The organism is Dongia sp., from assembly GCF_041909655.1.
Classification (GTDB): Bacteria; Pseudomonadota; Alphaproteobacteria; order Dongiales; family Dongiaceae; genus Dongia.
Window position 1 is genome coordinate 395,802 of the sequence record NZ_JAYRDA010000005.1, and the last position, 24,250, is coordinate 420,051.

Annotated in this window: 26 protein-coding genes; 11 read left to right on the plus strand and 15 right to left on the minus strand. The window is 62.8% G+C overall.

Going from position 1 to position 24,250, the window contains the following annotated elements:
• Positions 1-2: 2 nt before the first annotated feature.
• From ureC to ACE3PR_RS13020, 4 genes are read right to left on the minus strand one after another with little or no spacing between them, the layout of a single operon-like run.
• On the minus strand, positions 3-1,712 hold the full coding sequence (gene ureC, locus ACE3PR_RS13005; protein WP_374372564.1) for an urease subunit alpha: 1,710 nt from the start codon (positions 1,710-1,712) through the stop codon (positions 3-5).
• Positions 1,713-1,715: 3 nt separating this feature from the next.
• Positions 1,716-2,027 (minus strand): urease subunit beta, encoded by a 312-nt coding sequence (locus tag ACE3PR_RS13010; protein ID WP_374372566.1) that lies wholly within the window; start codon positions 2,025-2,027, stop codon positions 1,716-1,718.
• A 9-nt stretch (positions 2,028-2,036) separates the two neighbouring features.
• On the minus strand, positions 2,037-2,339 hold the full coding sequence (locus ACE3PR_RS13015) for an urease subunit gamma (protein ID WP_374372568.1): 303 nt from the start codon (positions 2,337-2,339) through the stop codon (positions 2,037-2,039).
• 12 nt (positions 2,340-2,351) lie between these two features.
• Positions 2,352-3,179: an urease accessory protein UreD gene (locus ACE3PR_RS13020; protein ID WP_374372570.1), complete on the minus strand. Its 828-nt coding sequence runs from the start codon at positions 3,177-3,179 to the stop codon at positions 2,352-2,354.
• 251 nt (positions 3,180-3,430) lie between these two features.
• On the opposite strand from ACE3PR_RS13020, the gene pncA reads away from it, so the two are divergent.
• Both pncA and ACE3PR_RS13030 read left to right on the plus strand, forming a co-directional pair.
• Positions 3,431-4,066: a bifunctional nicotinamidase/pyrazinamidase gene (pncA, locus tag ACE3PR_RS13025; protein WP_374372572.1), complete on the plus strand. Its 636-nt coding sequence runs from the start codon at positions 3,431-3,433 to the stop codon at positions 4,064-4,066.
• 47 nt (positions 4,067-4,113) lie between these two features.
• The gene (locus tag ACE3PR_RS13030) at positions 4,114-4,788 is read left to right on the plus strand and encodes an endonuclease/exonuclease/phosphatase family protein (protein ID WP_374372574.1); all 675 of its coding nucleotides are present in this window, start codon (positions 4,114-4,116) and stop codon (positions 4,786-4,788) included.
• Here the strand turns inward: ACE3PR_RS13030 and cls are convergent.
• The 3 genes from cls to ACE3PR_RS13045 all read right to left on the minus strand — a co-directional run bounded on the left by cls (position 4,721) and on the right by ACE3PR_RS13045 (position 7,020).
• Complete coding sequence (gene cls / locus ACE3PR_RS13035) at positions 4,721-6,136, minus strand: cardiolipin synthase (protein ID WP_374372576.1); 1,416 nt, start codon at positions 6,134-6,136, stop codon at positions 4,721-4,723. The two genes, ACE3PR_RS13030 and cls, sit on opposite strands and share 68 nt — an antisense overlap.
• On the minus strand, positions 6,133-6,426 hold the full coding sequence (locus ACE3PR_RS13040; RefSeq protein WP_374372578.1) for a hypothetical protein: 294 nt from the start codon (positions 6,424-6,426) through the stop codon (positions 6,133-6,135). The genes cls and ACE3PR_RS13040 overlap by 4 nt, the downstream gene beginning before the upstream one ends.
• A 90-nt stretch (positions 6,427-6,516) precedes the next feature.
• Positions 6,517-7,020, minus strand: coding sequence for a pyridoxamine 5'-phosphate oxidase family protein (locus tag ACE3PR_RS13045; protein WP_374372581.1), 504 nt, complete (start codon positions 7,018-7,020; stop codon positions 6,517-6,519).
• Positions 7,021-7,108: 88 nt separating this feature from the next.
• Between ACE3PR_RS13045 and ACE3PR_RS13050 the strand changes: the two genes are divergently transcribed.
• Positions 7,109-7,582 (plus strand): CreA family protein, encoded by a 474-nt coding sequence (locus ACE3PR_RS13050; protein WP_374372583.1) that lies wholly within the window; start codon positions 7,109-7,111, stop codon positions 7,580-7,582.
• A 4-nt stretch (positions 7,583-7,586) separates the two neighbouring features.
• On the opposite strand, the gene ACE3PR_RS13055 is transcribed toward ACE3PR_RS13050, so the two are convergent.
• Positions 7,587-8,489: a TauD/TfdA dioxygenase family protein gene (locus ACE3PR_RS13055; protein WP_374372646.1), complete on the minus strand. Its 903-nt coding sequence runs from the start codon at positions 8,487-8,489 to the stop codon at positions 7,587-7,589.
• Positions 8,490-8,654: 165 nt separating this feature from the next.
• Between ACE3PR_RS13055 and ACE3PR_RS13060 the strand changes: the two genes are divergently transcribed.
• Positions 8,655-9,407, plus strand: coding sequence for an SDR family NAD(P)-dependent oxidoreductase (locus ACE3PR_RS13060; RefSeq protein ID WP_374372585.1), 753 nt, complete (start codon positions 8,655-8,657; stop codon positions 9,405-9,407).
• Here ACE3PR_RS13060 and ACE3PR_RS13065 read toward each other — a convergent pair.
• From ACE3PR_RS13065 to ACE3PR_RS13090, 6 genes are all read right to left on the minus strand, one after another.
• Positions 9,404-10,120, minus strand: a complete 717-nt coding sequence (locus ACE3PR_RS13065; protein ID WP_374372587.1) for an ABC transporter ATP-binding protein — start codon at positions 10,118-10,120, stop codon at positions 9,404-9,406. The genes ACE3PR_RS13060 and ACE3PR_RS13065 overlap by 4 nt on opposite strands.
• Complete coding sequence (locus ACE3PR_RS13070) at positions 10,117-10,851, minus strand: ABC transporter ATP-binding protein (protein WP_374372589.1); 735 nt, start codon at positions 10,849-10,851, stop codon at positions 10,117-10,119. Before ACE3PR_RS13070 ends, ACE3PR_RS13065 begins: the two co-directional genes overlap by 4 nt.
• On the minus strand, positions 10,848-11,801 hold the full coding sequence (locus ACE3PR_RS13075; protein WP_374372591.1) for a branched-chain amino acid ABC transporter permease: 954 nt from the start codon (positions 11,799-11,801) through the stop codon (positions 10,848-10,850). Before ACE3PR_RS13075 ends, ACE3PR_RS13070 begins: the two co-directional genes overlap by 4 nt.
• Positions 11,798-12,679 (minus strand): branched-chain amino acid ABC transporter permease, encoded by an 882-nt coding sequence (locus tag ACE3PR_RS13080; protein ID WP_374372593.1) that lies wholly within the window; start codon positions 12,677-12,679, stop codon positions 11,798-11,800. Before ACE3PR_RS13080 ends, ACE3PR_RS13075 begins: the two co-directional genes overlap by 4 nt.
• Before the next feature lie 140 nt (positions 12,680-12,819).
• On the minus strand, positions 12,820-14,133 hold the full coding sequence (locus tag ACE3PR_RS13085) for an ABC transporter substrate-binding protein (protein WP_374372596.1): 1,314 nt from the start codon (positions 14,131-14,133) through the stop codon (positions 12,820-12,822).
• A 145-nt stretch (positions 14,134-14,278) separates the two neighbouring features.
• Positions 14,279-15,700: a hypothetical protein gene (locus ACE3PR_RS13090; RefSeq protein ID WP_374372598.1), complete on the minus strand. Its 1,422-nt coding sequence runs from the start codon at positions 15,698-15,700 to the stop codon at positions 14,279-14,281.
• 165 nt (positions 15,701-15,865) lie between these two features.
• On the opposite strand from ACE3PR_RS13090, the gene ACE3PR_RS13095 reads away from it, so the two are divergent.
• From ACE3PR_RS13095 to ACE3PR_RS13125, 7 genes are read left to right on the plus strand one after another with little or no spacing between them, the layout of a single operon-like run.
• Complete coding sequence (locus ACE3PR_RS13095; RefSeq protein ID WP_374372600.1) at positions 15,866-16,711, plus strand: xanthine dehydrogenase family protein subunit M; 846 nt, start codon at positions 15,866-15,868, stop codon at positions 16,709-16,711.
• Between the two features lie 2 nt (positions 16,712-16,713).
• Positions 16,714-19,470, plus strand: coding sequence for a molybdopterin-dependent oxidoreductase (locus ACE3PR_RS13100; RefSeq protein WP_374372602.1), 2,757 nt, complete (start codon positions 16,714-16,716; stop codon positions 19,468-19,470).
• Complete coding sequence (locus ACE3PR_RS13105) at positions 19,467-20,957, plus strand: 6-hydroxynicotinate reductase (RefSeq protein WP_374372604.1); 1,491 nt, start codon at positions 19,467-19,469, stop codon at positions 20,955-20,957. Before ACE3PR_RS13100 ends, ACE3PR_RS13105 begins: the two co-directional genes overlap by 4 nt.
• Positions 20,954-21,877, plus strand: coding sequence for a UPF0280 family protein (locus tag ACE3PR_RS13110; protein WP_374372606.1), 924 nt, complete (start codon positions 20,954-20,956; stop codon positions 21,875-21,877). Before ACE3PR_RS13105 ends, ACE3PR_RS13110 begins: the two co-directional genes overlap by 4 nt.
• Complete coding sequence (locus ACE3PR_RS13115) at positions 21,864-22,448, plus strand: amino acid synthesis family protein (protein ID WP_374372608.1); 585 nt, start codon at positions 21,864-21,866, stop codon at positions 22,446-22,448. Before ACE3PR_RS13110 ends, ACE3PR_RS13115 begins: the two co-directional genes overlap by 14 nt.
• Positions 22,445-23,029, plus strand: coding sequence for an amino acid synthesis family protein (locus ACE3PR_RS13120; RefSeq protein WP_374372610.1), 585 nt, complete (start codon positions 22,445-22,447; stop codon positions 23,027-23,029). The genes ACE3PR_RS13115 and ACE3PR_RS13120 overlap by 4 nt, the downstream gene beginning before the upstream one ends.
• On the plus strand, positions 23,029-23,475 hold the full coding sequence (locus ACE3PR_RS13125) for a MarR family winged helix-turn-helix transcriptional regulator (RefSeq protein ID WP_374372612.1): 447 nt from the start codon (positions 23,029-23,031) through the stop codon (positions 23,473-23,475). Before ACE3PR_RS13120 ends, ACE3PR_RS13125 begins: the two co-directional genes overlap by 1 nt.
• On the opposite strand, the gene ACE3PR_RS13130 is transcribed toward ACE3PR_RS13125, so the two are convergent.
• Positions 23,472-24,110 (minus strand): hypothetical protein, encoded by a 639-nt coding sequence (locus ACE3PR_RS13130; RefSeq protein ID WP_374372614.1) that lies wholly within the window; start codon positions 24,108-24,110, stop codon positions 23,472-23,474. The two genes, ACE3PR_RS13125 and ACE3PR_RS13130, sit on opposite strands and share 4 nt — an antisense overlap.
• Between the last annotated feature and the right edge of the window lie 140 nt (positions 24,111-24,250).

Here is a 24,250-nt window from a genome sequence, read left to right on the forward strand (position 1 = left end):
GATCAGTACAGAAAATAACGTTGAGCCATGGGCAATTCCTTGGCAGGTTCACAGGTCAGCAGGCGGCCATCCGCCCGTACTTCGTAAGTCTCGGAATCGACCTCGATCGCCGGCATGGCGTCGTTGAGGACCATATCGCCCTTGCCGAGATTGCGCGTGTTCTTCACCGGTGACAAGCGCCGCTGCAATCCCAGGTCGGTGCCGATGCCCAGATCGATTCCCGCCTGGCTCACGAAAGTGATGCAGCTCTGCTGCATGGCGCGGCCGAAGGCGCCGAACATCGGCCGGTAATGCACAGGCTCAGGTGTCGGGATCGAGGCGTTTGGGTCGCCCATGGGCGCCGCCATGATCATGCCCGATTTCAACACCATGTCCGGCTTCACACCGAAGAACATCGGTTTCCACAACACGAGATCGGCGAGCTTTCCCACCTCGATCGACCCCACCTCATGGGCCATGCCCTGCGCCAAAGCCGGATTGATGGTGTATTTGGCGAGATAGCGCTTCACCCGGTTATTGTCGTTCTCGGCCGGGTCGCCGGCGAGGCTGCCGAATTGCGCTTTCATCTTGTGTGCCGTCTGCCAGGTGCGGACGATCACCTCGCTCACGCGTCCCATCGCCTGGCTGTCTGAGGACATCATCGAAATGGCGCCCATGTCGTGCAGCAGATCCTCGGCGGCGATGGTCTCGCGGCGGATGCGGCTCTCGGCGAAGGCGACATCCTCCGGAATGCGCGAATCCAAATGATGGCACACCATCAGCATGTCGAGATGCTCGTCGAGCGTATTGACCGTGAAGGGCCGCGTCGGATTGGTCGAAGACGGGAGAACATTGGCGTAGGAACAGAGCCGGATGATGTCCGGCGCGTGCCCACCGCCCGCTCCCTCCGTGTGATAGGCATGAATGACGCGGTTCTTGAAGGCGGCGATGGTGCGCTCGACGAAACCGGATTCATTCAACGTGTCGGTATGGATCGCGACCTGCACATCCATCATGTCGGCGACACTCAGGCAATTGTCGATCGCGGCAGGGGTCGTGCCCCAATCCTCGTGCAGCTTCAACCCGCAAACGCCCGCCTGGATTTGTTCGATCAGGCCGTCCGGTTTCGAGGTATTGCCCTTGCCCAAAAGACCGATATTGACCGGCAGCCCCTCAACGGCCTGCAGCATGCGGCCGATATGCCAGGGTCCCGGCGTGCAGGTGGTGGCCGAGGTGCCTTCCGCCGGGCCAGTGCCGCCACCGATCATGGTCGTGATGCCGGAATAGAGCGCGTCTTCCGCCTGTTGCGGACAGATCCAGTGGATATGCGCGTCAATGCCGCCCGCCGTTACCAGCCGCCCCTCGCCGGCGATAATCTCGGTGCCCGGGCCGATGATGATGTCGATGCCCGGCTGGGTGTCCGGATTGCCCGCCTTGCCAATGGCGGCGATGCGGCCATCCTTCAGGCCGATATCGCCTTTGACGATGCCCCAGTGATCGATGATTACGGCATTGGTAATGACGGTGTCGACGGCGCCTTGCGCGCGGCTGCGCTGCGATTGGGCCATGCCGTCGCGGATCGATTTGCCGCCGCCGAATTTTACCTCCTCGCCCGGGATGCCGAAATCCTTCTCGATCTCGATCACCAGATTAGTATCCGCCAGACGGACGCGGTCCCCCTTGGTCGGGCCATAGGTCAGCATGTAGGTGCTGCGATCCATGCGATATGCCATGACTCAGCCCTCCAATTTGCCGTCGACGAGGCCGGCAAAGCCATAAATGATGCGGTCGCCGCCGAACGCGACCAGATTTACGTCGCGGCTTTGCCCCGGCTCGAACCGGACCGAGGCGCCCGAGGGAATGTCGAGGCGGAAGCCACGCGCGGCGGCCCGGTCGAATCTCAACGCCTCGTTGGTCTCGAAAAAATGGTAGTGGCTGCCGACCTGGATCGGCCGGTCGCCGGTATTGGCGACGCGCAGCGTCACGGTTGCGCGGCCTTCGTTGAGAACGATCTCGCCGGGTTTCGGCATCTTTTCACCAGGTATCATGACGCCCTCTCAGCGGATCGGGTTGTGGACGGTGACGAGCTTGGTGCCGTCCGGAAAGGTCGCCTCGACCTGCACCTCGTGCAGCATTTCGGAGATTCCTTCCATCACTTGATTGCGCGTCAATACGGTGGCGCCGTCGCGCATCAGATCGGCGACACTGCGCCCGTCCCGAGCACCTTCGACGATATAATCGCTGATGAGAGCGATCGCCTCCGGGTAGTTGAGCTTGACGCCGCGCTCCAGGCGCTTGCGGGCAACGATCGCCGCCATACTGATCAGCAATTTGTCTTTCTCTCGCGGGGTCAGGCGCATGAACCTTGTTCCTCAGACATGCCAGAAGGTGGGAAGCTGTGCCGGCAGGCCGCGCGACATCGCGCGCAGGCCCATCCAGAGTGCGGCGAAACCGGGGCGGATATCGGCGGCTTCGGGCGCCAGCCAACGCACCAGCAAGACGTCATTGACGATGGTGGCCGCGACCCGCAATTGGTTGTTGAGTGCTGCAAGCTTGTCCCGGACCCAGGCCAGTGCCACGGCCAGATTGCTGCCGGCATGGATCAGCATGGCGCTGGCGCGCGATCCGGCCAGCGCGGCGGGATGATCTATGAGGTCCACGAGATCGGCATCGGCGCCATGGAAGACGTCCGCCCAGGCCAGCTTGCCGCCCCGGTGGATCGACCAGGAATCGTGAATGAGGCCATGCGAGATGGTCTCGCCGCGCGCCTGGCGGCCGAATGCCAGGATCTCGCCGGCGAGCAATCCGCTGCCAGCACCCATCTCGACTCGCGTCTCGCGCCGCAGCCTGGCGCCGTCGAAAAGAATCGTTTCCTGCGGCAGGTATTCCAGCCAGGCATCGCGGCCAAGGGTAAAGGTCGCCCGGATCTCGGTCTCGGCCCCGGTCGAGCGATAGAGCTTTTCCGCCGATTGGCCAATCGCCATCAAGGCGGCGCTATCGCCAATCTCCAGATTGAGGGCGAGGCGGTCGCCGCCGACGAAGCCGCCGCAGGTGGCCGTGATCGCCGCCACCGGCAGGCCCATATTCGGACAATGCGGGAACAGGGCACGCAAGGGCGCGCGCTGATCGAGATGCGTGAGGCGCGAGATAGCTCCCGCGACGTTAGGCGCCGCAAATCTGATGTCTAGGCTGCCATCCATGCCGGGAACCGTTCCACGCCAGTTGCGCCGTCGCCTTAAGTCCGGCACGGCGTTATTCTGCCATAGCTATAGCAAGCGCGATGCCAGTCCCTTTTCCAGTCTTTTCCCGAGACCGGCCGATCCGCTGGCGCTATTTTGAGCATTCGGCGCCGGCCGCTGCCCAAATCGGCGCCAGCCATGGAATTGCCGCCACAGCGCCACTGAACTAAGATTGTGCCAGCCAACGCAGCCCCGCAAGCGGAGATCGCGACGTGACAGCCAGCCTGACCTCAGCCGATGCCCTCATCGTGATCGACCTGCAGAATGATTTCTGCCCAGGCGGCGCACTTGCTGTCGGCGGCGGGGACGAGATCGTGCCGCTGGTCAATAGGCTCGCGGCAGCGCATGAGCATGTCATCCTCACGCAGGACTGGCACCCGAAGGGCCATTCCAGTTTCGCGAGTTCCCATCCGGGAACAGCACCCTTCGGCAGCATCGAACTCGCCTATGGTACACAGACCCTGTGGCCGGATCATTGTGTACAGGGAACGAAGGGGGCGGAGTTCCATCCCGGTCTCGACTGGACCAAGGCGGAACTCGTCATCCGCAAGGGCTTTCGCGCGCCGATCGATTCCTATTCCGCCTTCTTCGAAAACGACCGCAAGACGCCGACGGGCCTGGCCGGCTATCTGCGCGAGCGCGGGCTGACACGCTTGACCCTGGTCGGCCTCGCCACCGATTTCTGCGTTGCCTATTCGGCGCTCGATGCGCGCAAGCTGGGTTTTGAGACGAGGGTCGCCTTGGATGCCTGCCGCGCCATCGATCTTGGCGGCTCACTCGCGACGGCGGAAAAGCAGATGCGCGAGGCGGGCGTCGATCTCACCCAAGCCTCCGCCCTGGCCGCATGATCGCGAAAGGCGGAACCGCAATGCGTTGCGATGGTTGAGTAAACGTCATGCCGTCGACCCTCAAAATCATTTCCTGGAACCTCTGGCATCGTGCCGGCGCATTGATCGGCGACATCGCGGCACTGATCGAGGCGGAAAAACCGGACTTGCTGCTGATGCAGGAAGCAAAGCAGCCGCTGGAGGGTCTTCACAATCTGGTCGGCGGACATGTCCACTGGCAGCCGATGCAGAAGCGCGTTTACGGCCTAGCTGCCTGGTCGCCGCATGAATTGGGAAATGCGCATTCGGTGCCGCTGCCGATCTCGCCCTTTCCGTTCCGCGTTCCGCCGCGCCTCGCGCAATTGCTGGTGCTGGATGGCATCACCTTTGCCAATGTGCATCTCTCCCACGGGCAGATTCTCAACCGGCGGCAGATATTGACGATCGCTCAGGCGACCGAGGGGCCGACCGTCATCATCGGCGATTGCAACGCGGTAGGCAGAATCCGGATTCCGGATTTCGCCGAGGTGGGTCCGCTCGACCCCACGCATCGGCTGCAGACAAGACTGGACCGCTGCCTGGTGCGGCACCTCGCCTGCACGCAAAGCCGCGTGCTGGCGCGCGGACCCTCGGATCACCACCCGATCGAGGTGCTGATCGAGAACGCCTGGGCGACTACAGATAGGGCAGCAGAAGCCGCGCTGCACTGTCGCGCAGCTGGACCGGCAGCGCTCGCCGGTTGAGTTTTTTCAGCGAGAGTGCGCGTCCCTTGCGTTTCTCCACCTGCTGTTCGATGAGGGCAGCGAAGTCGTCGTCATAAACTTCCAGGCTGATCTCAAAATTGAGCCGCAGTGAGCGCACGTCCCAATTGGGACTGCCGATCAAGGACCATTCACCGTCGATGGTAAACATCTTCGAATGTTCGAAGGGCTTTGGCGCGCGCCAGATGCGGCAGCCTGCTTCCAACAAAGGCGTCACATGGGCCCGCGTCGCCCAATCCACCAGGATATTGTCGGAATGGGCCGGAATGACGATGTCGATGGCAACCCCGCGCATCGCCGCCAGAACCAGCGAGGCAATCAGGCGATCCTCCGGCAGGAAATAGGGCGTTACCAGCTTGATCGAACTTCGGGCACAACCGATCGCCTGCTGGAAGGTCAGCGCCAGGCGTTCGCGGTCGCGGTCGGGACCGGAGGTGATGACGCGCGCTTCCGCGTCACCCGCCGGCTCGATCGGCGGAAACCATTTCTTCCCGAACAATTCCTCGCCCGAGACAAAATACCAATCGGCGGCGAAAGCCTCGGCGATCTGCGTGACGACCGGGCCGGTCACGCGGAAATGCACATCGCGGATGGGTGATGCGGGTTGGTGGCTGGGCAGATGGCCGGCGGTGATGTTGATGCCGCCCAGGAAGGCGATCGTCCCGTCAACCACCAGGATCTTCTTATGGCTGCGCATGTTGAGAAAGGCCATGTGCCAGGGCAGGAAGGAATGCATGAAGCGCCCCACCTGGATGCCTGCCGCGCGCAGCTTTTGAAAAACGGGCGAATGGATATAGCCGCTTCCCACCCCATCGACGATGACGCGGATATCGACATTGCGCGCCTGGGCGCGGATCAGTGCGCTGATAAATGGTTCGCCTGCCGCGTCGGCTTCGAAGATGTAGCTGGAAAGCGCGATGCTGATCGCCGCCTTGTCGATCGCCGCCAGCATGGCGGGATAAGCCTCCTCGCCGTCACGCAGCAATTCGACCTTGTTGCCGGTCGGCAAGGACCGGTTGGTGAGCCGGTCGACGGCGAGTTCCAACTGTGCCAGATGATCGCTGCGCGCGGGCGCGTCGGGCAGCCTGTGTGTATGGGGCAATTGCCGGCGCTGGCGGATGCGGAACGCCTTGCGATGCACCCGGTTGATGCCGAAGAGGAGATAGAGCAGAACACCCAGACCCGGCGACAGCCAGGCAACACCCATCCAGGCGATGGCCGATCCCACCTCGCGCTTCTTGAGCAGCACATGGAACGTGACAGCGAGCGCCAGCAGCGTGTGGATGGCGGTCAGAAGATATGTGAAAGCCGGATGGAGCCAATCGGTCATGAGAACCAGTGCGGGTGGCGATGGGCAACCCAATTGACCGTAGCATAGACGCCACGCCGCATGATCGGCAAATCCTCAACCAGAAGCAACACGCCGAGCGGCAGCATCCAGATGCCCAGGACCGGCAGGAAGAACAGCATCCCGCCCATGAGACAAAAGACCGCAATCGGTATGCGCACCCAGCGCGCCGAGGGTTCGCGCACACGCCGCAGAAGCCGCGCCATCCAATTCGGCAGCCGATCGATCAGCCGCTGAACCCTTTTTTCGGCCAGTTCTTCGGCGGGAGTCATGACGGGCTCGCACTCACCATCGCAGTGTGGTTTTCTTGCATTATACAGGACAGCGATGGCGGGCGCGAAGGAATGAGGAGTGACGCCCGATCAGCCACCGAATTTCACCTTGGCGTGGTTTTCTTCCGGAACATCGCTGGTATCACCGCGGCGGCGTGCCTCGGCATCGATGAAGCGGTATCCCACTCCTTGTGCCCCGCGACGATCCCAGAACTCGCCGTCCCGTGCGGTCACCACAAGAATGCAAAGATTAGGGTCGCTCCTGCCTCCGGGGAACCAAACCTCCCAATCTGGCTGCCACAATTCATCGATCAGGCGCGCATCCCGGGAAACGCGCACCGGCCCGCGCAAGGTCGCGAACTGGCTCTCCCCCTGAAAGGTCACCAGAACCTCGGCATTGGCTTCCAGTTCCTGGACTTTGGGGCTGTCGAGGGCGGTCGCAAAATAGGTCTCGCCATTTGGCCGCAGGGCGGCGATGGCCATGGGTCTTGCGTGCATGGCGCCATCGGCGCGCAACGTCACCAGCATGGCGTCGGTAAAATCCGCGGCGACTTCGTGAAACTGTTGCTGGTCTTGGTTAACCTCTTGTGCCATGGCTTGCCTCGATTCCGTTGGCTGTTCTCCCCGAATGGAACGAGAGGCTGCGGTGATGGTTCCGGACCGGCGATATTTGGAGGTTGAGATGGCGTCGAAAAAATTGACGGCTCTGGCGATCTGGGCGGGATGCCTCTGTCTGGGGACGCTACCGGCCCTGGCACAGGAAAGGATCGGCCAGGTTTCGACCACCTGGCGCATGATGAGCCCCAACGACAAAGTGGTGATCGAGCGCTATGACGACCCCAAGGTCGAGAACGCCGCCTGCTATCTCAGCCGGGCCGAGACCGGCGGCTGGAGCGGCGCGGTGGGCCTGGCCGAGGACCCCAGCCGCTTCTCGATCGCCTGCCGGGCCGTCGGCCCCTTGCGCATCATCGGCGACATTCCGCGCGACGACGAGGGCGAGGTCGTGTTCTCGGAGGACAGTTCGGTCTTCTTCAAGGAATTGCGCGTCAGCCGCTTCTTCGATGCCGAAAAGAACGTGCTCGTTTACCTGGTCTGGTCGACCAAGCTGATCGACGGATCGCCCTATAACGCGATCTCGGTCGTACCGATGAACTGACGGATCAGGCAGCACCCGAGCGCAGCATCTGCGAGCGGCGTCCGTCGACGCTGACCGGAATTTCCCCAGCGATGGTGATGCGGCGCATGACGCGGCGCTGGCCGCCATAATCGTTGAGGGCATAATGCTGGGTCGCCTGATTGTCCCAGATGGCGACATCGCCCACGCGCCAGTTCCAGCGGATCGTGTTCTCCTGCCGGATCACGTGATTTTGCAACAAGCTGAACAAAGCCGCGGAATCTATGTGATTGTGCCCGACCATGCGCTGGATGAAATAGCCCAGTACCAGCGATTTCTCGCCCGTCTCCGGATGGATGCGCACGACTGGATGCTGTGCTTCGTAGACATTCGCGGCGAAGGTCCTTTCGTAATGCGCCTTCTCCTCGGGCGTCGCATGGGCGTGCTGGGCGGCGTAGTCGTATTTGTTGCTGTGGACGGCCCAGAGGCTCTCTGCCAGTTGCTTCAACTCGGGAGAGAGATCGTGATAGGCCGCGACCGTGCTGGCCCAGACCGTGTCGCCGCCATATTCCGGAATGACGATCGAGCGCAGGACCGAATAGCGCGGATAGGCATCGACGAAGGTGACATCCGTGTGCCAGACATCGGCCTTGCCATTGCCGGCGGCAGCGTCCAGTTCCAGGATACCCATGGTCCCCGCTTTCACCTTTTCGGTTGGATGCGGCACCAGATCACCCAGGCGCCCGGCAAAGGCCTCCTGCTGCGCATCGGTCATATGGCCCTGACCACGGAAGAAGATCACGCGGTTGGCGAGCAAGGCCTGGCGGATGGCGGTGACCGTTTCATCGCTGAGGGGACCGCCGAGATCGACACCCCCAATCTCGGCGCCGATGCGGCCGGAGAGGCGGCGGATGGTGAGACAAGCCGGCGCATCGGGGGACAAAGGCATCGCGGTCACTTCGGCTCTCCTCAAGGAAGCGGGGCGTAATCTTTCAGTGAGGATGCGCGCCTGCCTTGACGCGACTTGATGTATCGCGCCATCTCGCGGCACATTTGATCAAGGTCAAGCAAAAGCTCCTGCCAGACTGCCAGCGAGCAAAAGTGGAGTTCCAGCATGCGATTCTCGGGCAAGAAGGTCCTGGTGATCGGCGGCGCGCGCGGCATCGGCGCCGCCACGGCGGCGGCCTTCCTGCGCGAAGGTGCCAAGGTGGCTATCGGTGCCAGGTCCCAATCCAGCTATGATGCCTTCGCCGCATCCCATCCCGGTGCCGCCATCCTGCCCGCGATCGGCGAGGTAGGCGACCAGGAGTCCAGCGCCAAGGTCGTCGCCCTGGCCGTCACCGGCCTGGGTGGCCTCGACATCCTGGTGAACTCCGCCGGCTACTTCGCCGAAATTCGGGTTGAAGACGTCGACCAGGCACATTGGGACCGCACGATGAATACCAATGTCGCCGGCACCTTCTTCTGTTCCCAGGCCGCCCTCCCCGCCCTCAAGGCAAGCCGCGGCAATATCGTCAATGTCGCTTCCGATGCCGGCCTGATCGGCTATCCCCTGGGTGCCGCCTATTCGGCCTCGAAGGCGGCGGTGGTGAACCTCACCCGTGCCATGGTGCTGGAGCTTGCCCAGGAGATCCGTATCAATTGCGTCTGCCCGGGCAATGTGGACACCGATATGATCAGAGAGGCGGCCGAAGCCAGCGGCGATACAGCGCGCTATCTTGCCGCTGCCCATGCCCGCGCACCGATGAAACGCATGGCGACAGCCGAGGAAGTGGCCGCCGCCATTCTTTATCTGGCCTCGGGAGATGCGGGCTTCGTCAACGGCGCCATCCTGTCCATCGATGGCGGCGGGGTTTGCGGCTTCTAGGCACCACGTCGGATACCGACACCGACGTAGTGATGCAGCAGGCCGGGATCGGCGCGAAGCTGGTCCGGCGACATCACCTCGGCCGAGCGGCCGTTTTCGATGAAGGCGATCCGGTCCGCGACATGGAGGGCGGATTCGACCCTTTGCTCGACCAGGATCGTTGCCACCCCCATCTCGCGCAGACGGGCGACGATCTCGAGGATCTTGGCGATCATCATCGGCATCAGGCCCTCGGTCGGCTCATCGAGCAGCAGCACCTTGGGCTCCAGGCACAAAGCGCGCGCCGTGGCCAGCATCTGCTGCTCGCCACCGCTCAGTGTGCCGGCGCGCTGGTCGAGGCGCTCGCGCAGGATGGGGAAAAGTTCCAGCACATGGCTGCGCGTAGCCGCACCGCGCTTGCGCGTCAGCAGACCGATCTGCAGGTTCTCCTCGACTGTGAGCTCGGAAAAGAGGCGCCGTCCCTGCGGTACATAGCCGATTCCCTGTTTCGGCACCTCGTGCGGCGGCAGCGTTGTGAGGTCGATTCCGTCGAGCACGATACGCCCGGCTCGGGGCTTCAGCAGGCCCATGACCGATTTCAGGATCGTGGTCTTGCCGGCACCGTTGCGCCCCAGCAGGCACAGAACCTCGCCCGGCTTGAGATCGAGCGACACGCCGCGCAGGACTTGCACGTTGCCATAGAAGACATCGATGTTCTCGATTTGCAGCATCATGCCCCCAGATAGGCACGCTGGACCTCAGCGTGATTCATGATTTCGTCGGGTGTCCCTTCCGCCAGCATCGCGCCGTTATTCATGACGGTGATGCGGTCGGCCATTTCCATAACCACATCCATGTTGTGCTCGATGAGGAGGATGGTGGCTTCCTGGGCAATCGACTTCACCAGCCGACAGAAATCGGCGATCTCTTGTTCCGACAGACCCTGCGTGGGCTCGTCGAGAATGAGGAGCTTGGGCTTCAGCGCCAGCCCCATCGCCACTTCAAGCAGCCGCTGATGGCCGTAGGCGAGCTCACCTGCCAGCTCGTCGGCACGCGCGCCCAGGCCGACACGGTCGAGGGCTGATTGTGTCGCCGTCGCGATTTCGCTGGAATCGAGACCGCGCCAGAGCGGCCGAGACCGTGTCAGCGCACGTTGTGCCGCGAGGGCGACATTGTCGGTCAGAGTCAGATTCTTGAAGATGCTGGTGATCTGGAACGTGTAGACGATGCCGCGCAAGACGCGGTCCCACGGCTTCAGCTCCGTGATATCCGCGCCGTCGAAGGTGATGCGGCCGGCGGAGGGTGGAATGCGGCCGGAGATCAGGCTCACCAATGTCGTCTTGCCGGCGCCGTTGGGACCAATGATGGCACGGATCTCCCCCTGCGCCAGCGCAAGATCGACTCCCGCGACCGCCTTGAGGCCGCCAAAGGATCGGGCCAGCGCCTGGGTGGTGAGGAAGCTCACGGCATCCACCGCAGATAGCGCGCCCGGAGAGATCCGGCGATCCCTTTCGGGAAGAACAACACCAGCGCGACAAGAACGGCGCCCACGACGATGAGGTAGCTCGACATTACTTCGCTGGTCTTGTCGATGAGATAGAACATCAGCGCCGTGCCGATGAGCGGCCCGATCACCGTACCGATCCCGCCCAGCAGCACCCAGAGCAGCGGCAGGATCGAATATTGGATGGCGGCGAAACTGGAGCCCATATAGGCAAAGAGCAGAACATAGGCCGCACCGGCAGCGCCCGAGAGCAGGCCGGACAACGAGAGCGCCAGGAGTTTGTAATCACGAGCATTGTAGCCCAGCATCTTGGTGCGCTCCTCGTTTTCTCGGATTGCCACCAGGACACGGCCCATGGGCGAGCGTACCAAAGCGAGGCAGACGATCATGCCGCCGATAAAGAGTGCCAGCGCCATGTTGTAGCGCGTCATCGGCTCGGCGAGATCGAGGTCGAGACCCAGAACAGCGAAGCGCCGCGCCTCGGGTGACAGGACCAGCCCTTCGTCACCATGCGTGACATCGTTGAAATAGAGCGTCGCCAGGAAGAAGGCTTGGGCGAACATCATGGTGACGATCATGAAGGCGACACCGGTTGTGCGGAGAGCGATCAATCCCACCAGGATCGCCAGCGCCAAGGCGGCGAGGCAGCCAAGGACGAAACCACCCACCGGGTGCATGGCAAAATAATAGATCGGCAGACCGGCACCATAGAGACCGGCCGCGAAGAACATGGCATGGCCGAGACTGAGCAGCCCCGTATAGCCCACCAGCAGATTGTAGCCCATGGCATAGGTTGCGAGCACCATGATGCGGGCGACATTGGTGTGATGATAATCCGGCAGCACGAATTGAAGGGCAAAGAGAAGTACGACAAGGCCGAGATGCAGGCCAAGAACGCGCCGGTCCTTCATCGGCTGCGCCCTCCGAAGAGGCCGTTCGGCCGGAACACCAGCACCAGAGCCACGGCCAGGGTGGCGATGATCTTGGCCAAAGTCGGCGAGAAGAACATCGAGATGATGCCGTCGCTGATGCCGATGATGAAGGCAGCCAGGATGGTGCCCTTAAGAGAATCAAGCCCACCGATGATGACGACGATGAAAGAGAGCAGCAGCGGATCAAGGCCCATCAAGTAATGCGCCTGCTGGAGCGGCACGACGAGCACGCCGGCGATCGCCGCCAATCCGGCGCCCAGGGCGAAGACGGCTGCGTAAACCCGCTTCACCGGCACACCGAAGGCCTGGGCGGTCTCGCGGTCGAATTGTGTCGCACGCATGATCAGGCCGAATTTGGTGCGGGTGATACAATACCAGGCGGCCAGCAGCAGCAAGCCCGCGGCCCCGATCACCACCAGCTTGTAACCGGAATAGCCGAACCAGGGCAGCACGACGCGGAAATTGATCGGCGCCACCACCGGCTGCGCATTGGGGCCGTAGATCGTCAAAACCGCCTGCTGCAGGATGTAGAGAATCCCGATCGTGGCGACGATAGTAGCCTCGGGTTCGTAATTCAGCCGACGCAGCACCAGCCCATCAGCCAGAACCGCAATCACCGCAACGCAGAGAGGTGCGGCAAGCAATGCCAGCATGAAACCCCAGAAGGGCAAATCCGGCACCAGCGAGGTGAAGAACCAGGCCAGCACCGCGCCCAGCATGAAGAACTCGCCATGCGCCACATTGACGATGCGCATGACCCCGAAGACCAGCGACAGGCCAAGGGCTGTCAGCGCCAGCACGAAGGCAGCGACCGTGCCTTCCATCAAGGCGAGAAGGAGATGTGGACCCAGAGCCAAGGTAAACCTACGCTGTCATGGTCCGCGAAGGCGGAGGATCCACGAGTTTGTCAGGAAGGCGAAGAAAGAAACTCGTGGATCCTCCGCCTTCGCGGAGGATGACACGTGAGCATGTAGCGACCATACGCGATAAGCCAAACTTACAGCGCTTGCTTGGTGTAATCGGTATCGTTCTCGTAGAGACCGTCCTCGATCGAGGTCTGGTGAACGACGTTGAGTTTCTGCCCTTCAACCTTCGAGATGAATTGATGGCCATAGCATTGATGCCGCTTGCCATCGAACACCTTGTCGCCCTGCGGATGCTCGTTGCTGGCCGCGAAGGTCGTCATCGCCTCGGTGGCTTCGATCAGCTTCGCCTTGTCGGCGGGCGATTGATAGCCGCTGGCTTCGATCGCCTGCTTGATGACGTAAAGCGTCTCCCAGCAGCCGAACATATGCGAATAGGTCGAAATATCCTTGGCATCCGAGACACTGGCGCCGTTGGCGTCGACGCCGACCTTCTCGCGGTAGAACTTGTCGAATTCGGTCTGTTTGGAGCCCGCATAACGCGGATTGGCTTCCCAGAAATAAGTGCCGTCGAGGAATTCGAGGCCGGGGCTGGCGAGATCGACGGCTTCCAGCGAATCGACAAAGCCGAAAATCTGCGGGCGCTGCGAACCGAAATGCTCGCCCATTTCCTTGACGAAGGTGAGCACGCCCGGCCCGACCATGACGTGATAGATCACCTCGGTCTCGGCGGGAATCTGCGGGAAGTATTTGGTATAGGACGATTCCGTCGGCGGGATCGCCAGAAGCGCCGCGATGGAGCCGCCCTGTTTCTCGATCGCCGCCGAGAAGAAATCGCGGTGATCATGGCCGAAGGCGTAATCCGGGAAGATCATCGTGACCTTCTTGCCGAGATTGCCGGCGATCCAGGGCGCCATCGAACTTACCTGCGAGCGGACATCGGTGATGCCGGGCTGGAACACATAGCGGTTGAGAGCGCCGGAAGCGACATGATAGCCCTCGCTCACCACGAAATAGGGCATCTTCAATTCGCCCGCGCGAGGTGCTGCACCGATCACGACATGCGAGAACAGCGTGCCGAAGACGAGATCCACTTTGTGCTGGCTGGCGAATTTCTCGACCACCTCGGCACCGCGCTTGGGATCGGTGCCGTCATCCTCGCTCACCAACTCGATCGGACGGCCGGAGATCCCGCCCGCCTCGTTGATCAACTTCACCGCGGCCTGCGTGGTGCGGTCGTACCAGCGGCCATAGGCGGCGCCGATGCCGGTGCTATGTACTTGAAAACCCAGTTTGATCGGCGCGCTGGATTGCGCCTGCGCATAGCGCACGAAACCCGGCGCCAGACTGAAAGCGCCGGCCGCACCAGCGGCGGCACCGATTTTCTTGAGCGCGGAACGTCTGGTGAGAGCTTGCCGCAATGTGGCGGCGGGATTCTTCGGCTTCATATCGCGACTCCCTGTTTCGAGCGGATCGCCTGCCTTGAGGCAATCGTTACAATGACGCAGCCCCTCTCCGGTCTTGTGCCGACCGTTTGTACACGAATAAAAACACGCTCCTTTCGAAAACTCAATGCGGAAAACTCTGGACGCCTCAACCGGCACTCGGCGTCGACATCAGCCACAGGCCGAACAGCGTGTAGAGGATCATCAGCAGCGCGAGCGGCAGATGGCGCCAACGGCGCACATCGTCACCGGCGTTATGCATCACTTGAGCGAGGACCACCGCCATGACATGGCCGGCCACGATGGCGCCGGCCTGCAAATTCCAGAGCGTCACCACGGAATGATAGGTGGTGAGGAAGGAGGTGGTGACATATAGGCCGGCGGTTCCGAAGAGATCCCAGCCAAGCCCCAGCGGGTCGCTGGCAATCTTCAGTGCATATTGCCCGTCGACCAGCAGCACGGTGAGGTAATGGGCAAAATGATAGGCCAGGGCGATGGGTATGATGCTGAGCGCCTGGCGCCCCGCCTTCGCCTGCTCCTTTCCGCAGCAAAGCACGTAGCAGACGACGAGCAGCAGCCACAGCATCAACAGGCCGAAGGTGTTGAGGGTAACGACGGCGCTGCGGCCCGGAAATTCCAGCGGGTTGATGCCGCCCAGCGCCAGCCACCAGAAGGTCTTGGAAAGACCATCGAAAGAGACAGTGCCAAGCGTTAGCAGCACAAAGCAGATGCCGTCGAAAGGGAGTGGTTCGAGCCGCAGCAGCCTTTCACCCGGCCAGCCCAGCGAGACCAGTCTCCGCTTTGTGCCAGCGATCTCTGTTGTCGCAAAGGGCGACAGGGCCGCCATGAAGCGGAAAAAGACCGTGAGAGCCTCGCCGCGCGCCAACCAGGCAGCCTCGCCAAACAGCAGCATCCCGATCAAGGTGATGGCCCAGTAAACGAGAACGGCATATGCAAGCCGGGTCGGATCGTCCGGGGCCAGATCGACCAGCTCGAACCAGGCAATGGCGAAGAAGCTGAGCACAGCCGGCCAATAGCCGAGCCAGGCGGGATAGGTGAGCCAGCCATCACGTGTTCCCATCAACCGTCGCAGAAGCCGATAGGGCGCGTGCCAGGGATTGCAGAAATGCCAAAGGTCACCGAACAGAGCCTGCAGGAAAGTGAATCCCACCCAGAGCAGCGACCAGATGGCGATGGGCAAAGGATTGGCCCGCGGGTCGGGGCTGCCCAGAAAGCCTGCCAGGATCAGAAAGCTGAGCCCGGTCGCGGCGACGGCACTGGTCCAGAGCGACGATGGCACTGGAATCGCGCCAAGACTGACCCGGCGGCGAAACCCTTCCGCCAGCATGCGGGGCGGAACCAGAAAGATAAAAATGACCGAAAGCGCCACGGCCAAAGTACCGCCGAACTGGTAATACCCAGTCGGCAACAGCAGGACGAAAGCGTTGCTGGTCGTATGTGCCGCGGCCGGCAGAACCGTACCGAACATGGCCAGAAGCAGGACCGGGACGCCGATTTCTGCGCGTGAGCGGATGATCTGCCTCCCGAACGGCTTGCTAATCGCCGCCATTCTTCGGAGATTCGGGCGCTCCCGGCAAGGCAATGAGAGATGGGCCATTTACGCACTTGACGGCGCGCCCCCTCGGCGGGAGAATTATTTGCATACAAACAATCTCCCGGCCGCAAGGTGGGGCGGTTGCGTGGATGGCTGCCAAGCGAGAGGATACCAGCCGGCATGTTTCAGCAGCCCACATCGGTGAGCGCGGCGCTCGATCTGATGGCGCAACCCGGCGCGCGCCTGCTGGCGGGCGGCACCGATTTCTTCCCGGCGCTTGGCGATCAGCCGATCAAAACGCCCGTCATCGACATCTCGCGCCTCGCCGATCTGCGCGGCATCACCGAGACCGAGGCGCATTTCCGGATCGGCGCCGGTGCCACCTGGAGCGAGATCGTCGCGCATCCCCTGCCCCGCTGCTTCGACGGGTTGAAGGCGGCAGCGCGGGAAGTGGGCTCGATCCAGATCCAGAATCGCGGCACCATCGCCGGCAATCTCTGCAATGCCTCGCCGGCAGCCGATAGCGTGCCCCCGCTCCTCACGCTCGAAGCAGAGGTTGAACTCACCTCGCGGCAGGGCCAGCGCGTTCTGCCGCTCTCGGCTTTCGTCCTCGGCAACCGGCGCACAGCCCTGCAGACAAGCGAGATGGTGACGGCCGTCCTGGTGCCGAAGCGCATGGCTGGCTTCACCACGACCTTCACCAAGCTGGGTGCGCGCCGTTATCTGGTGATCTCGATTGCCATGATCGCCGTCGCGGTTTCCCTCGAGAACGGGCGCATCGCGGCGATCAATATCGCGATCGGTTCCTGCTCGGCGGTCGCCCAGCGCTTGCCGGCGGCGGAAGCAGCACTTCTCGGCTGCGCGTCTCCAGCAGGCATCGCCGGCCGGCTGGACCCTATCGTCCTCGCGCCGATCGCCCCCATCGACGATATTCGCGCCACCGCCAGCTACCGGCGCGATGCCGCGGGTACATTGTTAAAGCGCGTCGTGCGCGACGCTTTCCTTCTGGCGCAGAAGGAAGCCTGAATATGTACGATTCCGCCCCCGGCATTCCCCTCATTCTCAACGGTAGCCGCGTGCTGGTCGATGCCCCGGCGCATTGGCGTCTCAGCAAGGCGCTCCGGGATTCGCTGAAACTCGACGGTACGAAAGTCGGCTGCGATGCCGGCGATTGCGGCGCCTGCACCGTGCTGGTGGATGGCGAAGCTTCCTGTGCCTGCCTCATGGCCCTGGGTCAGGTGGAGGGATGCGAGATCACCACGATCGAGGGCCTGGCCGATACCCGACCCGTCGCCAGGAAATTGCAGGATTCCTTCCTGCGCCATGGCGCTGCCCAATGCGGCATCTGCACGCCGGGCATGCTGGTGGCCGCCACGGCGCTGTTGGAGCGTGATGCCAAGCCCAGCGAGGCGGACGTGCAGGACGCTTTGGGTGGCGTGCTGTGCCGTTGCACCGGTTATCGCAAGATCGTGGCGGCGGTGCTGGACGCCGGGAAAGACGTGCCGGCGGCGGTTCTGCCGGATTCCGGGACGGCGGTGGGCGCGCGGATCGAGCGCCTGGATGGCCAGCGCAAGGTTTGCGGCAGCGACGTCTTCGGCGCGGATGCCCATCCCCGGGATGCGCTGCTGCTGCGCGTGATCCGGTCGCCCCATCACCATGCCAGTTTCAAGCTGGGCGATCTCGCTGCCTATCAGAAGGCGCATCCCGGCATCCAACGCATCCTCACCGCCGCCGACGTGCCGGGCGAGAATTGCTTCGGCGTCATCCCGCCCTTTGCCGATCAGCCGGTCTTCGCGATCGATCGTGCTCGCTTCAAGGGCGAGGCGGTTGCCGCCATCATCGGCGATCCAGCCGCGATCGAGGCGGTCGACCTCAAGACCTTTCCGGTCACCTGGCAGGAATTGCCGGCGCAATTGACGCTGGACGAGGCCCTCGCCGCCGATGCGGTGCCGGTGCACGAGAAGCGCGCGGGCAATATCCTGGTGCGCGGCCGCGTGGTTAAAGGCGATGTCGACAAGGCACTCGCCGAAGCAGCGCATGTGGTCGAAGGCGTGTTCGAGACCGGTTTCGTCGAGCATGCCTATATCGAACCAGAAGCCGGCTTCGCCCGGCGCGTGGGCGACCGCATCGAAATCCAGGCCTGCACCCAGGCGCCCTATATGGACCGCGACGATATCGCCAAGATCTTGGGCCTGGCGCCGGATCAGGTGCGGATCATCCCGACCGCGGTCGGCGGTGGTTTCGGCGCCAAGCTCGATCTCTCCGTACAGCCTTTCATTGCCGTGGCCGCCTGGGTGACGGGCAAACCCGTGCGCATGGTCTATTCCCGCACCGAATCCATCACGACGACAACCAAGCGGCATCCCGGCCGCATGCATGTCCGCGTCGCGGTGGATCGCGATGGCAAGCTGCTGGGGATGGATTTTGACGGCGATTTCAATACCGGCGCCTATGCGTCCTGGGGGCCGACGGTCGCGAACCGCGTGCCGGTTCATGCCTCGGGTCCCTATTTCGTGCCGCATTACCGCGCCCTTACCCGCGCCGTCCATACCCATGTGGTGCCGGCAGGCGCCTTCCGCGGCTTCGGCGTGCCGCAAGCGGGTGTGGCACAGGAGCAGCTTTACGACATGCTGGCCGACAAGATCGGCATGGACCGGCTGGAATTCCGCCTGGTGAACGCCCTGCGCCCAGATCAGCCGACCGTTACCGGCCAGGTCCTGGGTGAAGGTACCGGCATCCGCGCCTGCTTCGAATCCCTGCGGCCGCATTGGCGCCGCGCGCGCGAAGACGCCAAGCGATTCAACGATCAGCAAACGGCGTCATCGCCCTGGCGCCGTGGCGTTGGGGTGGCCGGCATGTGGTATGGCTGCGGCAATACCTCGCTGCCCAATCCGTCGACCATGCGCCTCGGCTTGAAGCCCGATGGGCGTCTGGCGCTTCATCAGGGTGCCGTCGATATCGGCCAGGGTTCCAATTCCGTCATCACGCAGATCTGCGCCGATGCCTTGGGCGCGCCTGTGGCCCAATTTGATCTTCTCTCCGCCGATACGGACGTCACGCCGGATTGCGGCAAGACCTCGGCCTCGCGCCAGACCTTCGTCAGCGGCAAGGCAGCACAACTGGCCGGCAATGCCTTGCGCAGCCGCATCCTGCGCCTCGCCAATGCTGGCGCCGATGCGATGCTCGAATTTCATCCCGGTCATATCGTGGTCCGCGACGGCGCTGCCGCGCATCGCATCGATCTTGGCACCCTCGCGCCGGATCAATACGGCTATGTGCTGATGGCCGAGGAAACCTTCGACCCGCCGACCTCGCCCCTCGATGGCGACGGTCAGGGCGTTCCCTATGCGGTCTATGGTTTCGGCGCGCATCTGGTGGAGCTTGAGGTCGATCAGGAACTCGGCACGGTCAAACTGCTGAAGATCACCGCCGCCCATGATGTCGGCCGCGCCATCAACCCGACCCTGGTCGAGGGCCAGATCGAGGGCGGCATCGCACAGGGGATCGGCCTCGCTCTCATGGAGGAATTCCATCCGGGGCGCGGCGAGAATCTGCATGACTATTTGATCCCGACCATCGGCGACGTGCCGCCGATCGAGAGCATCCTCATCGAGGACGCGTCGCCTGTCGGCCCCTTCGGCGCCAAGGGGATCGGCGAACAGGCCCTCATTCCGACGGCACCCGCCATTCTCAACGCCATCGCCGACGCCACCGGGATACGCCTCGCCCGCGTTCCGGCGACACCAGACCGCATCCGCGCGGCGATATTGGAGGCACGGTCATGAGCGCAATCCCGGCCAAGACCGAAGACGGCAAGATCCGCTGCGATGCCTGTCCCGTACTTTGCTATATTCGCGACGGGGCCACGGGCGCCTGCGACCGCTATGCCAACGTCGCTGGCGAACTCATGCGTGTCGATCCGCATATCCTTCTCGGCAAGACTGTGGCCGAGGGCCAGGCCGTGGTGCCCTTCGGTGGGGCAGCACAGGATTGGGACGGCAATCTCCTTCATGCCGGCAATACCTTCGTGACCGCGATCGGCGCCGGCACGACGTATCCCGATTACAAGCCGGCGCCCTTCATCGTCGCCGCCGAGGTTGAAGGCGTCGACATGGTGACCGTGGTAACCGAGGGCATCTTCAGCTATTGCGGCGTGAAGATCAAAATCGACACCGATCGCCATCTCGGCCCCGAACAAGCCACCGTGCGCGCACAGGGCGAGGCGGTTGGCCATGTGACGACCGGCGAATACGGCTCGCAGATGCTGTCGCTGGGCGGTGTCCATCACCTGACCGGCGGCTCGAAGAAGGAAGGCCGCGTCACCTGCGACACGCTGCTCGATCTTTGCAACATGAAACCGGTCGAACTCACGATCGATGGCGGTTCCACCGTCATCGTCGAGGCCGGCAAGGCACCCATCGTCAACGGCCAGGCGGAAGAGCGCATGCGGGTGGGCTGCGGCTCGGCCACGATCGGCATGTTCGCCAAGCAATGGCAGGGGAAAGTCGACGAGGTGGTGGTGGTCGACGATCACATCACCGGCGTGCTTTCCGAACATCAGGCGGGGAAGCTCCTGGGCATTCCCGATACCGGCATCAAGATGCGCGGGCGAAAATCCACCCCCGGCCGCTATTTCCAGGTGGCTGAACCCGGCACCGGATGGGGCGGCACCGACATCTCCGATCCACTCTCCATCCTGATGCCATTCGACCCGAAAGTGGCGAAGGCCGGAACCACGATGCTGATGGTGAGCACAACCGGCGAACATGCCGGCTATTACGTGCTCAATGAGGCATTGCAGCCGGTCGAAACCGAGATGCCGCAAGCACTCAAGGATTCCGTCGCGCGCATTCAGGAGAATTGCGAGCCGGCGCTCTCCACCGTGCTCTTCATGGGCGGTGCCGGCGGATCCTTGCGCGCCGGCGTTACCGAAAATCCCGTGCGCCTCACGCAATCGGTCAAGAACGCGCTCACCTATGTCACCTGCGGCGGGGCACCGGCCTATATCTGGCCGGGCGGCGGCATCACGCTGATGGTCGACGTCACCCTGTTGCCGCAGAACGCCTTCGGCTATGTGCCGACACCGGCTTTGGTCGCCCCGATCGAGTTCACCATGCGGCTCGACGATTACGCCAAGCTCGGCGGGCATATGGACCATGTGCGCCGCTTCGATGCGCTGGAGGGCGACGGTCTCAAGCGCCAGCAGGTCTCGCGTCATCGCGATTCGCCTTGGCCGCTCAACTTCCACGCCCGCAAGGAGCGCAAGCATTGAGCGGTCGCCAGCAAATCCGGATGCTGCCCGACGGGCACCGCCTGCATCTGCAGGACGGCCCGATTGATCTCATTGTGGGCGCGGATGGTGATGGAGAGACAATACGCGCCGCCTATGAAGCGGCAGCAAGACGCTTTGCCACGTTGCTCGACGAGCTTTGCGGGGAGCTTTCTCTGCTCCGGCAGCCGACCCATGCAGATGCGCTAAGCGAAACAGGCCGCCGCATGGTGGCCGCCACGCGCGCCTATGCCACGGATGACTTCATCACGCCCATGGCCGCCGTGGCCGGCGCTGGCGCCGACACCATTCTCTCCGCCATGCTGAAAGCGGCACCACTCAACCGTGCTTACGTCAATAATGGCGGCGACATCGCCCTCCATCTGGCACCGGGGACCAGTTTCACCATCGGCATGGTGTCACGGCCCGATCTCGCGGCCGCCCTTCACGGCAACCTCACCATCCGCGCCGAGGACGGAATCCATGGCATCGCCACCAGCGGGCGCCACGGCCGTTCCTTCTCGCTGGGCGTCGCCGATGCGGTGACCGTGCTCGCCGCCGATGCCGCCGGCGCCGATGCCGCCGCCACCATGATCGCCAATGCCGTCGATCTGCCCGGCCACCTTGCGGTAACACGGGAACCGGCCAATACGATCCAGCCCGACAGCGATCTGGGCGAACGCCTGGTCACCCGCTCGGTCGGACCTCTTTCCGATGCCGAGATCGCTGACGCCCTTGCCAGCGGCGCCGGTTATGCTGAACGTTTGGTCGAGGCGGGACATATTCATGCCGCGGCGCTGCATCTTGCGGGGGAGACGCGGCTGATCGGCGTGAAGGCGCCCACACAATTCGTCATGGCCGGGGTCGTCATGCCCGGGATGACGGCAAAGCAAAAGGAGTTCGGCAGCCATGCCGCAAGTTGAGATCCGCAAGCGCCTGATCTCGGTCGAAGAGATCTTTCACGAAGGCGGACCGCGCGCCAACAAACCGCTGCGGCGTGTCGCCGGGCTGGTCGTGATCCGCAACCCGTTCGCCGGACGCTATGTCGAACACATCGTCGATTTCATGGATGATCTGAAACCGATCGGCCTCGCCCTCGCCCAGGACATGGTGAAAGCCCTGGGTGGCGATCGGTCCATCGTCGAAGGCTATGGCAAGGGCGCCATTGTCGGGTCGGCGGGGGAAATCGAGCATGGGGCGCTCTGGCACGCGCCGGGTGGCTATGCCATGCGCGAGGTGCTGGGCGACAGCAAGGCGATCGTGCCCTCCACCAAAAAGGTCGGTGGGCCGGGCGCGCGGCTCGACGTGCCGGTCACCCATATCAATGCTTCCTATGTGCGCAGTCATTTCGACGCCATCGAAATCGGCATTCCGGACAGCCCGCGCGCCGATGAAATGCTGCTGGCGCTGGTGATGACCACGGGATCGCGCATTCACAATCGGGCCGGCGGCTTGGCCGCCGCGGATATCAAGGGAGAGGATGGATTGCGATGAAAGCCGAGATCCGCAAGATCGTGACCTTCGTCGAGGAAACCCATCGCGAGATGGATAAGGGCATCAATCCGCCAACACGGCGCGCGGCGGCGGTCGCCGTCATCGCCAATCCTTTCGCCGGAAAGTATGTCGAGGATTTGACGCCGTTGATGGAAATCGGCGAGGAACTCGGCAAGCTGCTGGCCGAGAAAGCCGTCGCCGCCCTCGGCATCGAAGGTGGCAAGGCCGAGAGTTACGGCAAGGCCGCGGCCGTCGGCGAGAATGGCGAGCTGGAACACGCCGCCGCGATCCTGCACCCCAAGATGGGAACGCCGGTCCGCAAGGTATTGGAGAAGGGTGCCGCTCTTATTCCCTCTTCCAAGAAACGCGGTGGCCTAGGCTGCGTGCTCGACGTGCCGCTGGGACACAAGGATGCTGCCTATGTGCGCAGCCATTTCGACGGCATGGAAGTGCAGATCAACGACGCGCCGCGCGCGGGCGAGATCATGGTGGCGATCGCCGTCACCGATAGCGGCCGGCCCCTGCCGCGCGTCGGCGGACTCACCAAGAATGAGATCAAGGGCGAGGACGGGCTGCGCTGATGGCCAGCATCCCCGGCAAGAAAGCCGAGACCGAGAGGCCTTACGCACTGGATGACCAGATCGGCTTCATCCTGCGCAAAGTCAGCCAGCGCCATACCGCGATCTTCTCGGCGGCGTTCGGCAACGACGTGACGGCGCCGCAATGGGCGGCGCTGGCCAAGCTCTACGAGATCGGCCCCACCTCGCAGAATCTGCTCGGCCGCATGGTGGCGCTCGATGCCGCCACCATCAAGGGCGTGGTCGACCGTCTCTCGGCCCGCGGCCTGATCGAGACCAGCCCCGATCCGGACGACGCCCGCCGTATCGTCGTCGCCCTCACCGAAACCGGCCGCGCCGAAGCCGAAAAAGGCTTTGCGACCGCCCAGCGCATCACCGAGGAAACCCTGGCGCCTTTAAATGCCGCAGAGCGAGCGCAGTTGCTGGCACTGCTGAAAGCGTTGAGCTAGCCAAATAGCTTTTTGCGTCGCTCGGTCTGGAGGTAGTTGATCTTCTCCATGAGAGCGTTCGTATCTATATCCGCAGCCACTGCATCTTTGATGACGTCAAGCAGTTCGGCGGAGAAGCTGAGCTCTACTTTATATCTCGGAAGCTCCTCGGCAAATCCGGAAGGATCGTCGCCGTAGAAGGCGTCAATAAGCTTGCGGCAACTTTCCTCGACCGACTTGCTCGCCTGAATCAACGTAGACGTAGCCTCGGGCGGAACCATGCTCAATACCTCCACATCGCTCGACAATATCTCGATCGTCGTGCTGCAGAACCTAATCGGATCATCCGATTTGGCAGCACCATCGGCGCCCGCCGCTTGCTCGGCCAATGTGACTTTCCCAATAGCAAACATCGTGTCCTCTCGCATCGCCGAGAGAGTTGCGATAACCCGCTGTTCTTCGGCGGCTGCCTGCTGAGACAGTGAAATCGCCGCTGCCGCGTAAACACCGATGAAAGATGCGGCGATAGACCCACCATATGCAGCCAACGCGATCAGCCTAGGATGCGGCTTGCTATCTTGGCTTGAATAAAAGGTGGCAATGCCGCCGATCGCGAATGCCACAGTTGCGACCAGCCAATAGTGAGCATCTTCCATTTCGCGTCCTCTATATCTCAACTCACAATTAATGCAGATCGGACGCTAGATGCAGATTCTTTCTTAACTGTTAAAAATCACGCCTCTTCATTCACATCAAATTTAATAACATACGCAGATATTCTGGGCTTCGAGACGCA

Coding starts and splice junctions, on each gene's coding strand:
- ACE3PR_RS13060 (WP_374372585.1), top strand. CDS start 8,655: ATGCGATTCTCGGGCAAGAAGGTCCTGGTGATCGGCGGCGCGCGCGGC.
- ACE3PR_RS13095 (WP_374372600.1), top strand. CDS start 15,866: ATGTTTCAGCAGCCCACATCGGTGAGCGCGGCGCTCGATCTGATGGCG.
- ureC (WP_374372564.1), bottom strand. CDS start 1,712: ATGGCATATCGCATGGATCGCAGCACCTACATGCTGACCTATGGCCCG.
- ACE3PR_RS13105 (WP_374372604.1), top strand. CDS start 19,467: ATGAGCGCAATCCCGGCCAAGACCGAAGACGGCAAGATCCGCTGCGAT.
- ACE3PR_RS13130 (WP_374372614.1), bottom strand. CDS start 24,110: ATGGAAGATGCTCACTATTGGCTGGTCGCAACTGTGGCATTCGCGATC.
- ACE3PR_RS13120 (WP_374372610.1), top strand. CDS start 22,445: ATGAAAGCCGAGATCCGCAAGATCGTGACCTTCGTCGAGGAAACCCAT.
- ACE3PR_RS13065 (WP_374372587.1), bottom strand. CDS start 10,120: ATGATGCTGCAAATCGAGAACATCGATGTCTTCTATGGCAACGTGCAA.
- ACE3PR_RS13040 (WP_374372578.1), bottom strand. CDS start 6,426: ATGACTCCCGCCGAAGAACTGGCCGAAAAAAGGGTTCAGCGGCTGATC.
- ACE3PR_RS13055 (WP_374372646.1), bottom strand. CDS start 8,489: ATGCCTTTGTCCCCCGATGCGCCGGCTTGTCTCACCATCCGCCGCCTC.
- ACE3PR_RS13030 (WP_374372574.1), top strand. CDS start 4,114: ATGCCGTCGACCCTCAAAATCATTTCCTGGAACCTCTGGCATCGTGCC.
- ACE3PR_RS13125 (WP_374372612.1), top strand. CDS start 23,029: ATGGCCAGCATCCCCGGCAAGAAAGCCGAGACCGAGAGGCCTTACGCA.
- ACE3PR_RS13075 (WP_374372591.1), bottom strand. CDS start 11,801: ATGAAGGACCGGCGCGTTCTTGGCCTGCATCTCGGCCTTGTCGTACTT.
- ACE3PR_RS13090 (WP_374372598.1), bottom strand. CDS start 15,700: ATGGCGGCGATTAGCAAGCCGTTCGGGAGGCAGATCATCCGCTCACGC.
- ACE3PR_RS13020 (WP_374372570.1), bottom strand. CDS start 3,179: ATGGATGGCAGCCTAGACATCAGATTTGCGGCGCCTAACGTCGCGGGA.
- ACE3PR_RS13085 (WP_374372596.1), bottom strand. CDS start 14,133: ATGAAGCCGAAGAATCCCGCCGCCACATTGCGGCAAGCTCTCACCAGA.
- ACE3PR_RS13010 (WP_374372566.1), bottom strand. CDS start 2,027: ATGATACCTGGTGAAAAGATGCCGAAACCCGGCGAGATCGTTCTCAAC.
- ACE3PR_RS13045 (WP_374372581.1), bottom strand. CDS start 7,020: ATGGCACAAGAGGTTAACCAAGACCAGCAACAGTTTCACGAAGTCGCC.
- cls (WP_374372576.1), bottom strand. CDS start 6,136: ATGACCGATTGGCTCCATCCGGCTTTCACATATCTTCTGACCGCCATC.
- ACE3PR_RS13015 (WP_374372568.1), bottom strand. CDS start 2,339: ATGCGCCTGACCCCGCGAGAGAAAGACAAATTGCTGATCAGTATGGCG.
- ACE3PR_RS13050 (WP_374372583.1), top strand. CDS start 7,109: ATGGCGTCGAAAAAATTGACGGCTCTGGCGATCTGGGCGGGATGCCTC.
- ACE3PR_RS13115 (WP_374372608.1), top strand. CDS start 21,864: ATGCCGCAAGTTGAGATCCGCAAGCGCCTGATCTCGGTCGAAGAGATC.
- ACE3PR_RS13100 (WP_374372602.1), top strand. CDS start 16,714: ATGTACGATTCCGCCCCCGGCATTCCCCTCATTCTCAACGGTAGCCGC.